Origin of the sequence: Paraburkholderia sp. MM5384-R2 (assembly GCF_014201025.1) — a bacterium.
Taxonomy (GTDB): Bacteria; Pseudomonadota; Gammaproteobacteria; order Burkholderiales; family Burkholderiaceae; genus Paraburkholderia; species Paraburkholderia tuberum.
The window spans coordinates 123,908-136,501 of the sequence record NZ_JACHDI010000015.1; the positions used below are offsets into that span (position 1 = coordinate 123,908).

The window sequence follows — 12,594 nt, forward strand, 5'->3', positions numbered from 1 at the left end:
GCCTTGAAGCGACACGGGCGATATCGGGATGTGCGATGCGCACGCCGGAAAAACGCCTCAAAACGTTGCGACGATGAAACGCGCGGACGCAAAAGCGTGTTCCGACGCGGGATTCGTTAAGAGGGGCGGTGTGCGTCGATGAGGTTCGAGTCGACGCTAGCTGGCGTTTTCCGACGCATCGTCGGAGGTGCCGCCATTCGTCGGGTCGCCCGCATTGTCGTCGCGCGGCTCGCTTTGCAGCTCGCGAAGTGTGGCGACCGGAATATGGCAGCGAATCCGGTGCGCGGAAGACGAATCGGCGGCGCCGTCCGCGTCGAGAAACGGCGGGTCCTGCTGCTCGCAGATCGCGCCGAGCTTGCGCGGACAGCGCGTGTGAAACACGCAGCCCGACGGCATCGCACCGGGCCCGGGCAACTCGCCGGTGAGACGGATACGCGTACGTTGATGCAACTCGCCGGACGCACCGTCGCCCGGCAGCGTCGGCACGGCGGACAGCAGCGCCTCGGTATAGGGATGCTGCGGTCCATCGAACACGGCCGCCGCCGGGCCGATTTCGAGCAGCCGGCCGAGGTAGAGCACCGCGATGCGATCCGACACATAGCGGACCACGTGCAGATCGTGCGAGATGAATACGTAGCTGACGCCGCGCTCGCGCTGCAGATCGGCGAGCAGGTTCAGAATCGCGGCCTGCACCGACACGTCGAGCGATGAAGTCGGCTCATCGCACACGACGACGCGTGGTTCGCCGGCGAACGCGCGCGCAATCGCGACGCGCTGCTTGAGTCCGCCCGAAAGCTGGCGCGAACGTGCATCCAGATAGCGCTCGGGCAGCCGCACGGCGTCCGTCAGCGTGGCGAGCCGTGCGTCGATCTCGGGCCCGCGCAGCGCGGTGAAGCGCGCGAGCGCACGGCCGATCAGCCGCTTGACCGAATGCGCGCGATTGAGCGCCGAGTCCGGATTCTGGAACACGATCTGCAGCGATTTCAGCTGCTCGTCGCTGCGTCGCGTGACGCGCGCGGCGAGCGGGGCGCCGTCGAGTTCGAGCACGCTGCCGGCATCGGGTGCGAGCAGGCCGAGCAGCAGCCGCGCGAGCGTTGTCTTGCCGCTGCCCGATTCGCCGACGAGGCCGAGCGTCTCGCCGCTCGCGAGTTCGAGCGACACGTCGTCGACCGCGCGCAGCGGGACGCCCGATACGTGGAATGTTTTCGACAGGTTCCGGGCGCGCAAGACCGGCGCAGAGGGCGCGCGCGGCGCCGCGTTGGATGATGCGGCCGCCACCGGCGCCGCGCTCGATGTCGCACGCGGCAGTTCGATCGCACGCTCGTGATAGTGGCAGCGCGCCATCTGATCGCCATGCCGGGCGCAGAGGCGATAGGGCGGCGGCGCGTCGCGGCGGCAGCGCTCGTCGGCGAGACGGCAGCGCTCCGCATAGATGCAGCCCTGCGTGACCGAGCCCGGCAGAGGCAGGCCGCCCGCGATCGTATCGAGCCGCTCGCTGTCCTTGCTGCGTCCGGCCGTCGGCAGGCAGCGCAGCAACCCGACCGTGTACGGATGACGCGGCCGTGCGAACACGTCCTGGGTCGCGCCTTCCTCGACCAGCTTGCCCGCGTACAGCACGCCGACGCGTTCGCACATGCGGCCGATCACCGCGAGGTTGTGGCTGATGAACAGCACCGCGGTGCCGAGTTCCTCGCGCAACCGTGCGACGAGGTCGAGCACTTCCGCTTCGACGGTCGCATCGAGGCCGGTAGTCGGTTCGTCGAGAATCAGCAGCGCGGGGTTCGACGCGAGCGCCATCGCGATCACGACGCGCTGCTGCATGCCGCCCGACAATTGATGCGGATAGCTGTTCATCACGCGCTCGGGCGCCGCGATGCGGACCCGTTTGAGTATCTCGAGCGTGCGTTGCAGCGCCTCGTCGCGCACGACGCCGGCCGCCTCGAATGCTTCGGAAACCTGACGGGCGATCGTCAGCGATGGATTCAGTGCGCGCCCCGGGTCCTGGTAGACCATCGAGACGGTCGTCGCACGCATGCTGCGCAGCGCGTCGGCACCCAGCTTCTGCACGTCCTCGCCGGCGATTACGATCTTGCCGGCCTTCACCTTGCCATTGCGCGGCAGATAGCGCAGCGTCGCCATTGCCACGGTCGACTTGCCGCAACCGGATTCGCCGACGAGCCCATACGCCTCGCCGCGTCGCACGCGAAACGATAGGTCCTGCAGCACTTCGCGATCGCGTCCGCGGATCCGGTAGGTGACCGTCAGGCCGACCACGGTCAGCGCATCGGTGCGATCGCTTTTCGACACGTCGAACGCCGCGAACGAGGAGGGCGGTGGGCCGTTCATTGGTCGAGCACTCCCTGCACGCCGTCGGCGATCAGATTGACGCCGACCACCAGTGACGCGATCGCGCCCGCCGCAAACACGACGGTCCACCACGCGCCGCCCGCCATCAACGTGTACGACTCGGACAGCGCGAGCCCCCAGTCGGCCGACGGCGGCTGGATGCCGAAGCCGAGGAACGACAGCGTCGCGACCGCGAAGATCGCATAGCCGAGCCGCACCGTTGCTTCGACGACGATCGGCGGCAGCACGTTCGGCAGGATCTCCGCGAACATGATGTACGGCGCGCGTTCGCCGCGCAGCTGCGCGGCGGCCACATAGTCGAGATGCCGCTCTGCGAACACGGCGGCGCGCACGGTGCGGGCTGTTATCGGCGTGAAGGTGGTGCCGATCACGAGAATCACCGTGAAGTTCGACGCACCGACCGCGGCGAGCGCGAGCAGCGCGACGATCACGAGCGGCAGCGCGAGCACCGCGTCGATCATGCGGCCGATCACGTCGTCGACCCAGCCGTCGAAGTAGCCGACCACCAGGCCGAGCGCGGTGCCCGCCGCGGTGCCGAGCAGGGTCGCGAGCGGCGCGATCGTCAGGATGTCGCGCGCGCCGACGATCACGCGCGAGAATACGTCGCGGCCGAGCTGATCGGTGCCGAACCAGTGCGTGCGATCGGGCGGCGTCAGCGAATTGAGCGGATCGGACGCGTACGGATCGAGATGCACGAACCACGGCCCGGCGATCGCGCAGACGATCCACCACGCGACGATCAGCGCGCCCACGATGAAGGTCGGCGAACCGAGGAGCAGGAGGAGGCGCGGGAAACGCGGCTCGGAGCCCGGTGCGCCTGGCGCGGGCGAGCCTGGTGGCGTCGATGAAGCCGGCGGCACGGTCGTATTCATTCGGCGGTCCTCACCCGCAGTCGCGGATTGAGCAGCACGTGCAGCGCATCGGCGACCAGATTCGCGAGCGTATAGACGACGCCGATCGTCAGTACGCCCGCTTCGAGCATTGGAAAATCCTTCGCCTTGGCGGCGTTGTAGATCAGCGAGCCGATGCCCTGGTAGTGGAACAGCGTCTCGACCACCACGAGTCCGCCGATCATGTAGCCGAGTTGGGTGGCGGCGACGGTGATCGTCGGCAGCAGTGCATTGCGCAGCACGTGCCGCCAGATCACGACGTGGCGCGGCAGGCCCTTGAGGATGGCGGTGCGCGTGTAGTCGGCGTCGAGCGCTTCGACGGTGCCCGCGCGTGCCATACGCGCGATGTAGCCGAAGAACACGAGGACGAGCGGCAGCACCGGCAGCACCAGATGGCGCAGCTGTTCGAGCACGCTCGCATCGGGCGGAGATGAGGCCTCGATCGGCAGCCAGCGCAGCCACACGCCGAACACGAGAATCAGCACGATCGACGACACGAACTCCGGCACCACGGTCGCCGACAAACCGGCGATGCTGATCGTGCGATCGAGCCAGCGCCCCGCATGCATCGCCGACCACACGCCGCCCGCGATGCCGAGCGGCACGACGACGATGAACGCGAGCAGACCGAGCTTCGCCGAATGCCCGAGCGCATCGGCGATGAACGGCCTGACCGGTTCGCGATACGCGTACGACAGCCCCATGTTGCCGCGCACGAAATGCGTGATCCAGTCGATGTATTGCGTAAGCAGCGGCCGGTCGGCGCCGAGCTGATGATCGAGCGCGGCGACCGCGCGCGCATCGGCGAGCGGCCCGAGCACCGCGCGGCCGATATCGCCGGGCAGCAGCTGGCCGCCCGCGAACACGATCACCGACAGCAGCCACAGCGTGATCAGCGAAAGACCCGCGCGCGTCGCGAGAAAACGCGCGACGCGGCCCGCGTTGCCGTTCGTCGCGCGCGGCGGACGCGATGTATTCGAGGCGGGAGAGGGCGCCGGAGCCGACATCGTGAGTTCTCCTGCGAAAAGCGAGACGGACAGCGCGCTGCTTACGCGCTGAGCGTCGCGCGATCGAAATACAGTTGCGCGAGCGCAGTGAAGCGCACGCCGTTCACGCCCTTGCGCATCGCGATCAGCTGATCGTAGAAGAACGGGATGATCAGCGGCGTTTCGTCGAGCAATAGCGTCTGGATCTGCCCGGAGATTTTCCTTTGCGTGGCGAGATCGATCGCCGCGACGAACTGCGCGACCAGTTGATCGTATTGCGGATTCTTGAAGTGCGCGGCGTTCCATGTGCCGTTGCTCGTCAGCGTCGCGTTGAGGAACACGTTCGGCACGCCGCGATGGCCGTAATCGGTGATGCCGAGCGGCGAGTCGAGCCAATCGGATTTGCCCGGCGTGCCCGCGCCGTAGTAGAGCGATTGGCTCTCGACCTTCAGATTGATGCGCACGCCGATCGCCTTCGCGGCGTTCTGCACGACGACCGCGAGGTCGGGGATCTCCATGTATTTTTCGGTGGTCAGCGTGACGTCGAAACCGTTCGGCACGCCGGCCTGCGCGAGCAGCTGCTTCGCCTTCGCGACGTCGATCTTGCGTTGCGGCACGCCCGCATCCGACGATGGAAACACCGGCGCGAACGGGCTGTCGTTGCCGAGTTGTGCGCGACCCTTGAAGAGACCGCGCACGATCACGTCGCGATCGAGCGACAACGCGAGTGCCTGACGCACGCGCTTGTCCTTGAAGAGCGGGCTGTCGTTGCGCATGTGAATCTGGCGGTGCGCGCTCGACTTGACGCCGACCGCCTTGTAGTCCGGATTGTTCAGGATGGCCGCGCCGCCCTGCACGGTGAACGTGCCCATCACGTCGGCCTGATGGCCTTGCAACGCGAGCAGTTGAGCCTGCTCGTCGGCGTAGAACGAAAACTGTACGCGTTGCGGTAACGCTTTTTCGCCCCAGTAGTCGGGATTACGCACGAACGACGCGCCAACCTTCGGCTGATACTTTTCGAATCTGAACGGACCCGTGCCGATGAAACTCTTTTCGTAGTTGCCCGCGAAGTTCGCGGGCAGGATCACCGCGTTGTAATTATCCGAGGAAACGTAGTACGGGAAATTGCCGGTCGGCGCGTCGAGGTGAAACTCCACCGTGTGTTCGTCGACGACCTTCGCGCCGCCTTTCGACAGCACGCCCTTTAGTACCGATAGCGCAGCCGAGCCGCTCGCGGGATCGGCGAGACGGTCGAAGGTTGTGACCACGTCTTTCGCGCCGAAGCTCTGGCCGTCGTGGAATTTCACGTTGGGCCGCAACTTGAAGGTCCACACGTTGCCCTTGTCGTTCGGCTTCCACGACAGCGCGAGCGCGGGCTTCAGCATCAGCTTCTCGCCGTCGTCGTCGATCAGGAATTCGCCGGTCTGGTTCAGCAGCGCGAGACTCGCGGCGTCAGTCACCGTCAGCGGATCGACGGCGCCCGCCGGCGTCAGATGCGCGACGCGGATCGTCTGGTTCGACGTGGGCGGTGCACCTTGCGCCCGCGCTCGCGGCGCGCCGAGCAGGCCGCCACCCGCGAGCGACAGACCGATCACGCTCGCATGTCGTAGCAGCTCGCGGCGCGTGATGCGGCCGGCGACAAGCTCGTCGAGGGCGTGGTTGCCGTAGGCGTCGGCTGTGAGGCGGGCTGCGTCCAATGCGTCAGGTGCGAGAAATCGGTCCGCTGGCGTTTTCATCGATGGCGTGTCCAACCCGTTCTGTTGCTGATTCGGAGGCGTCGCGCGAGCCGCGCGACGGCGCGAGGGGCAGCGCGCCTTCCGATGGGCGGTGGGATGTGGTGGGGCCGCTATCGCGAAAGGGCAACGCTGTGTAGAGCGGTCTCAGTTTAAGCGATTGCTCGCGGCTCTGGCGCACCGGGGGCGCGCCGCGCTAGTCGATCGGCCGATAAATGACGCGCGGTGTGTCGTCGTCACAACGGTTACCGGACGCGTGCTCGCGAGGGGCGGCCGCGATTGTGGATGGATTGGCGGAGCAACACGGTGCGAAATGCGGTTTCGAACTCCACAAGGTGGAACTCTCAAGGAAATCTGTTCGAGCAGAGATTTCTACGGAGACCTCATGGACAGCCTTCATGAGGAGATTGTCCTATGCATTCCGTCGCTTGTGTCGAATGAGCTTTTCCCGTGGCCACTTATCGTGCCGCCGTATCCGGCCGTCTCCAGCGATGAAACAGCACCGAGCCGATCCAGCACGCCATGAAGGCCGCGACGATCGCATAGCCGAGCGCGCCGAAATGATCGTTGATTCCGACGATCGCATCCGTCACCCCGCCGCTCCAGCCGAAGCGATCCGACAGCAGCCCCAGCGCCTCGACGCCGCCAATCACGATCGCGACCATCGCCGACACGAACGTGATGCTCGCGTTGTAGTAAAGCTTGCGCTTCGGGTCGTCCATTGCCCAGCCGTACGCGTGCACCATCAGCACGTTGTCGGTCGAATCGACAAGCGTCATGCCGGCCGTGAAGAGCGCCGGGAACACGAGGATCGAATAGAGCGGCAGGCCAGTGCTGGCCTGCGACGCAGCGATCGCGAGCAGGCCGATCTCGGTCGCGGTGTCGAAGCCGAGACCGAACAGCACGCCGACCGGATACATGTGCCAGCTTTTCGTGACCAGCCGAAACAGCGGCCGCAATGCGCGCGACAGCAGCCCGGCTGGAGCGAGCGCATCGGCTGACGCTGTGGCCGCAGCGTCGCCACGTTGCGTGTGCCGGTAGCGGCGCCACACGTCGCGCAGGACCACGAGATTGACCGCCGCGAGCACCAGCAGGAACGACGCGGAAACCAGTGTCCCGAGCGTGCCGCCAACTTCCTTGAAGCTTTCGAAGCGCCCATTCAGCGAATGCGTGGTCCAGGCGATGCCGATCGTCGCCGCGATCACGATCGTCGAATGGCCGAGCGAAAACGCGAGCCCGATCCAGACCGGTCGCATGCCGGTTTGCATCAGCTTGCGCGTAACGGCGTCGATCGCCGCGATGTGGTCGGCATCGACCGCATGACGCAGACCGAAGCCATACGCGAGCAGCGCGGTGCCGAGCAGCAGCGGGTAGTGGCGAAACGCGATTAGCGCCCACAGCCATGCGCCGAGGTTGGCGGCGAGCAGCACCGCGTAGAGCGCCACTAGGCGAGGGCGCAGCGAGGCGTTAGGCGTCATGTGGCACGAGCGGATGAATGGATAGGTTAATGAGCGGCTTAGTGATCGTGCGGATGCTTGTGGATCGGATCGACCCAGTAGACCGTTTCCGGCTGCTCCACGGCGTCGATGTTCAAATTGACGACGACCGCTTCATTGTCGCTGCGCACGAGCACGCATTCGAGCGGCTCGTCGGTGCTCGCGTTGATCTCCTGATGCGGCACATAGGGCGGCACGAAGATGAAGTCGCCGGGACCGGCCTCGGCGGTGAATTCCAGATGCTCGCCCCAGCGCATGCGCGCCCGGCCGCGCACAACGTAGATCACGCTTTCGAGCGCGCCATGATGATGCGCGCCGGTCTTCGCATTCGGATGGATCGTCACGGTGCCGGCCCAGATTTTCTGCGCGCCGACGCGCGCCGCGTTGATCGCGGCCGCGCGGTTCATGCCCGGCGTTTGCGCGGTGTTGGTGTCGAGCCGATCGCCGCGGATGACCTTCACGCCGTGTTCGCGCCAGTCGATCTGCTGGCTGGCTTCGGCGGCTTCGTGCTCGGCCCGGTAATGCGGATGTTCGTGATCCTGGCTCATGGTGTCTCCTCCTCGGCTGACGTGCCGCGTTCGAGTCGTTCGCTTCGGTCTTACGATTCAGGCGCGTGCCGCATGGCTGATCGACATTCTGGCACGTTCAAAAAACGGGTGCGTGGCTCGACGATGCAAACGGCGCCATAAAAAAAAGCCCGCTCACAGGGAGCAGGCTTCGGCTTGTCGCGCTCAACGCCGCCGCGTCAGCGTCATTGCTTCTTCGTGTTGATCACGGCCTCGGCGACATTGCTCGGCGTCTCGGCGTAATGCTTGAACTCCATCGTGTAGGTCGCGCGGCCCTGGGTGGCCGAGCGCAGCGACGTCGAATAGCCGAACATCTCGGCGAGCGGCACCTCCGCGCGCACCAGCTTGCCGCCGCCGCCCGCGATGTCTTCCATGCCCTGTACCATGCCGCGTCGGCTCGACAGGTCGCCCATCACGTTGCCCATGAAGTCCTCGGGCGTTTCCACCTCGACGGCCATCATCGGTTCGAGCAGGATGGGCTTCGCCTTGCGCATCGCTTCCTTGAACGCTATCGAGCCGGCCATGCGGAACGCGTTTTCGTTCGAGTCGACGTCGTGGTACGAACCGAAAGTCAGCGTGACCTTCACGTCGACGACCGGATAGCCCGCGAGCACGCCGGCTTTCAGCGTTTCCACGATGCCCTTGTCGACCGCGGGGATGAATTCGCGCGGAATCACGCCGCCCTTGATCGCGTCTACGAATTCGTAGCCCTTGCCCTGCTCGGACGGTTCCAGCGTAATCACCGCGTGGCCATACTGACCGCGGCCGCCCGACTGCTTGACGAACTTGCCTTCGACGCCCTCGACCTTGTTGCGCACGGTTTCGCGATACGCGACCTGCGGCTTGCCGACGGTCGCTTCCACGCCGAACTCGCGCTTCATCCGGTCGACCAGAATTTCGAGGTGCAGTTCGCCCATGCCGGAGATGATCGTCTGTCCGGATTCCTCATCGGTCTGCACGCGGAACGACGGGTCTTCCTGCGCGAGACGGTTCAGCGCGATGCCCATCTTTTCCTGGTCGGCCTTGGTCTTCGGTTCGACGGCCTGCGAGATCACCGGGTCCGGGAAGATCATCTTTTCGAGGATGATCACATGATCAGGATCGCAGAGCGTGTCGCCGGTGGTCGCTTCCTTCAGGCCGACGGCCGCGGCGATGTCGCCCGCGTAGACCTCCTTGATTTCCTTGCGCTCGTTCGCGTGCATCTGCAGGATCCGGCCGAGGCGTTCCTTCTTTTCCTTGACCGCGTTGTAGACCGTGTCGCCCGAGTTGACGACGCCCGAGTACACGCGGAAGAAGATCAGCTGACCGACGAACGGGTCGGTCATGATCTTGAAGGCGAGCGCCGAGAACGGATCGTCGTCGTTGGGATGACGCTCGATTTCCTTGTCGTGCTCGTCGTGACCGGTGATCGCGGGCACGTCGACCGGCGACGGCAGATAGTCGATCACCGCGTCGAGCATCGCCTGCACGCCCTTGTTCTTGAACGCGCTGCCGCACAACATCGGCACGATCTCGTTGGCGATCGTGCGCGCGCGGATGCCGCGCTTGATTTCGGCTTCGCTCAGCGGTTCGCCGCCGAGGTACTTCTCGAGCAGTTCCTCGTTCGCCTCGGCCGCGGCCTCGACCATCTTGTCGTGCCATTCCTTCGCGGTGGCCGCGAGTTCAGCCGGGATGTCGCGGTACTCGAACTTGATGCCCTGGCTGTCGTCGTCCCAGTAGATCGCCTTCATCTTCACGAGATCGACCACGCCCTGGAAGTGCTCTTCCGCGCCGATCGGAATCTGGATCGGCACGGCGACCCCCTTCAGACGATCGCCGATCTGCCGCTGCACGCGGAAGAAGTCCGCGCCAACGCGGTCCATCTTGTTGACGAATGCGATGCGCGGCACCTTGTACTTGTTCGCCTGGCGCCACACGGTTTCCGATTGCGGCTGCACGCCGCCGACCGAGTCGTACACCATGCAGGCACCGTCGAGCACGCGCATCGAGCGCTCGACTTCGATCGTGAAGTCGACGTGCCCGGGGGTGTCGATGATGTTGATCCGATGCTCGGGATAGTTGCCGGCCATACCCTTCCAGAACGCGGTCGTGGCCGCCGACGTGATCGTGATGCCGCGCTCCTGCTCCTGTTCCATCCAGTCCATCGTCGCCGCACCGTCGTGAACCTCGCCGATCTTGTGGGTCACGCCGGTGTAGAACAGGATCCGTTCGGTGGTGGTGGTTTTGCCGGCATCGATGTGAGCGCTGATGCCGATATTCCGGTAGCGCTCGATGGGAGTCTTGCGGGGCACGTGAATCTCCTTGTAATGGCGCGCCTGAAACGCATGCCGGGCGACCGCGTGGGCCGCCCGGGAAGTCTGAGTGGTGCTTTATCTGGCGTTACCTTGTCGAGATTACAAGGATAGCGCGTCGATTGGTCTTTTGCATGAATCCTGCCAGCCGGCGCGAAGGCTGGTGGCGCGGGGCTGAGCGGGCGAAAAAAAGCCGGCGCCTCGGGTTGAGACGCCGGCTTTTCGCTGGATAGCGTGGCGGGACGGTGCCCCCGCTCAGAGGCCGCTCCGGGGCCATTTACGGGGCTGCACGGACACGCGGCCCGGCGGTGAGGGTCTTACTGCGTGATACCCGGCACCGGCGGTAAGCCCTGGATCTGCATGCCCGGCTTGACGCCCTTCGCCGAGAACCAGCCCTTGGGCATTTCCAGCGCGAACACGCCGTTGTGCGTCGGGCAGTGGTTGTTGGTGGTCTCGGCCTGCATCTCGTCGATGTCGGTGATCGTACCGTCGGCGCGCATGAATGCGATCGACAGCGGGATCAGCGTGTTCTTCATCCAGAAGCAGTGGCCCGCGTTCTCGTTGAACACGAACAGCATCCCTTCATTCGGCGCGAGCTTCGTGCGATACATCAAGCCCTGTTCGCGGTCCGCGTCGTTGGCGGCGACGGCCGCGTCGATCACGAACATGCCAGCGGTCAGCTTGACGCGCGGAAACTCGCCCGGCTGCCTGGCGCCGGGCGGCATCTGCTGCGCCTGGGCGGGAGCCGTGGTGACGACGAACGACAGCGCCGCGAGCGGCAGTGCTACGGCAATGGCGAAACGCGCCATCGACGAGCGCATGGAAAATCGCACGGCAAGACTCCTTGCTGAAATTGACTCGCGCATGTTACGCGAGCGCGTCAAAAACAAAAAGGCAGATCGCCTTGCGGTGATCTGCCTTACAACGCCGTAAGAACGGCAATGAAGCGAGTTCTTTACTGCGTTTTTACAAGCAACTTACTCCGAAGCTGCCGAAGCTGCAGCTGCTGCCTTCTTGTGCGACTTCTTGTGAGCGTGCTTGGTGGTCTTCTTTGCCGACGAAGCTGCTGCTGCCGGAGCTGCCGAAGCTGCTTCCGGTGCCGAAGCTTGTGCGAATGCTGCCGTTGCGAAGAGGCCAGCGACCAGAGCGGCGATCAGTTTGTTCATTTTGTGAATCCTCAGCTTGAGTTAATTAACCAAATGACCCGGCATATGTAGAGTCATGTCGGTAAACGTGCCATCCACCTTTCGGTTGACAGCCGCATCGAACAAATTTTTCGACGCGTCTGCTAGCGTTCGGACTTTCGTACTCGCCGCGAAAACGGCGTATGCAAATGTCTTTAAGGCTGAATGCCGGATAGCTTCGGCGGCATCTGCGTCGGATAACGCGTGGAGTTGTACGGCGGTTGACGCGAATTGCGCGGAAATTTTGATCGTGATGACACGCGATCAAACCGCGTGGCGCAGGCTCGCGGCGAGTCCACTTGTTTCACGCATTTCGGGCCTACGTTTCACGCATTATTCTGCGTGCTGCTACAACGAGTTAGCTTGATTGTCACAGCCGTGAAACGGGTTTGGCGTGAGCACGCGCAGGCTGATTCGCGCGTGCGTGAGTTCGGCACGCGGTGTTGCGGCGATGAACGAACAATCGTCAAATAATGTTCAGGCGACGCCATCCCATGGCGCGTTCGCTCGCAACTCCGTGCTCTGTCCAGGTTGCAGTCCGAGTGAAAAAATGTCAAGCGCACCGATGCCGACGCGCACGAGACGCAGCGTCGGAAAACCCACCGCCGCCGTCATGCGACGCACCTGACGGTTCTTGCCTTCGGTGATCGACAGCTCGATCCATGTGGTCGGGATCGCGGCGCGATAGCGGATCGGCGGCGTGCGCGCCCACAGCGAGCTGGACGGTTCAACATAGGTCGCCTGACATGGGCGTGTCACGTAGTCGCCGAGATCGACGCCGCGCGCGAGCTTTTTCAACGCGCCGTCGTCGAGCGCGCCTTCGACTTGCGCCCAATAGCGTTTGACGAGCTTGTGACGCGGCTCGGCGATGCGCGCCTGCAGCGCGCCGTCGTCGGTGAGCAGCAGCAGGCCTTCGCTATCGGAGTCGAGCCGGCCGGCCGGGTAGACGCCGGGTAGCCTGACCCAGTCGGCAAGCGACGTCCGCGTCTCGTGTGGCGAAAATTGACAGATGGTGCCGAACGGCTTGTTGAGGGCGAGAAGGCGCATAGGAGAGCAATACGGCAGAGCGATACGGCGCGAT

General features: G+C 64.7%; 10 protein-coding genes. All 10 read right to left on the bottom strand.

Annotation, left to right across the window (positions count from 1 at the left end; translation table 11 throughout):
* Positions 1 to 156 precede the first annotated feature (156 nt).
* The 10 genes from HDG37_RS22980 to HDG37_RS23025 all read right to left on the bottom strand — a co-directional run bounded on the left by HDG37_RS22980 (position 157) and on the right by HDG37_RS23025 (position 12,560).
* Positions 157 to 2,346, bottom strand: coding sequence for an ABC transporter ATP-binding protein (locus HDG37_RS22980; RefSeq protein WP_184051563.1), 2,190 nt, complete (start codon positions 2,344 to 2,346; stop codon positions 157 to 159).
* Positions 2,343 to 3,239, bottom strand: coding sequence for an ABC transporter permease (locus tag HDG37_RS22985; RefSeq protein WP_184051565.1), 897 nt, complete (start codon positions 3,237 to 3,239; stop codon positions 2,343 to 2,345). Before HDG37_RS22985 ends, HDG37_RS22980 begins: the two co-directional genes overlap by 4 nt.
* A complete protein-coding gene (locus HDG37_RS22990; protein WP_184051567.1) occupies positions 3,236 to 4,264 on the bottom strand; it encodes an ABC transporter permease in 1,029 nt (342 codons plus the stop codon). The genes HDG37_RS22985 and HDG37_RS22990 overlap by 4 nt, the downstream gene beginning before the upstream one ends.
* Positions 4,265 to 4,305: 41 nt before the next feature.
* The gene (locus tag HDG37_RS22995) at positions 4,306 to 5,979 is read right to left on the bottom strand and encodes an ABC transporter substrate-binding protein (protein WP_184051569.1); all 1,674 of its coding nucleotides are present in this window, start codon (positions 5,977 to 5,979) and stop codon (positions 4,306 to 4,308) included.
* A gap of 455 nt (positions 5,980 to 6,434) precedes the next feature.
* Complete coding sequence (locus HDG37_RS23000; RefSeq protein WP_184051571.1) at positions 6,435 to 7,454, bottom strand: HoxN/HupN/NixA family nickel/cobalt transporter; 1,020 nt, start codon at positions 7,452 to 7,454, stop codon at positions 6,435 to 6,437.
* Positions 7,455 to 7,492: 38 nt separating this feature from the next.
* Entirely contained in the window at positions 7,493 to 8,020 is a 528-nt protein-coding gene (locus HDG37_RS23005; protein WP_184051573.1) for a cupin domain-containing protein, read from the bottom strand.
* Between the two features lie 203 nt (positions 8,021 to 8,223).
* Positions 8,224 to 10,329: an elongation factor G gene (fusA, locus tag HDG37_RS23010; protein WP_184051575.1), complete on the bottom strand. Its 2,106-nt coding sequence runs from the start codon at positions 10,327 to 10,329 to the stop codon at positions 8,224 to 8,226.
* A gap of 317 nt (positions 10,330 to 10,646) precedes the next feature.
* On the bottom strand, positions 10,647 to 11,162 hold the full coding sequence (locus HDG37_RS23015; RefSeq protein ID WP_184051577.1) for a DUF192 domain-containing protein: 516 nt from the start codon (positions 11,160 to 11,162) through the stop codon (positions 10,647 to 10,649).
* Between the two features lie 144 nt (positions 11,163 to 11,306).
* Entirely contained in the window at positions 11,307 to 11,495 is a 189-nt protein-coding gene (locus HDG37_RS23020; RefSeq protein WP_018421598.1) for a hypothetical protein, read from the bottom strand.
* Between the two features lie 495 nt (positions 11,496 to 11,990).
* Complete coding sequence (locus HDG37_RS23025) at positions 11,991 to 12,560, bottom strand: pseudouridine synthase (RefSeq protein ID WP_184051578.1); 570 nt, start codon at positions 12,558 to 12,560, stop codon at positions 11,991 to 11,993.
* Positions 12,561 to 12,594: the final 34 nt, after the last annotated feature.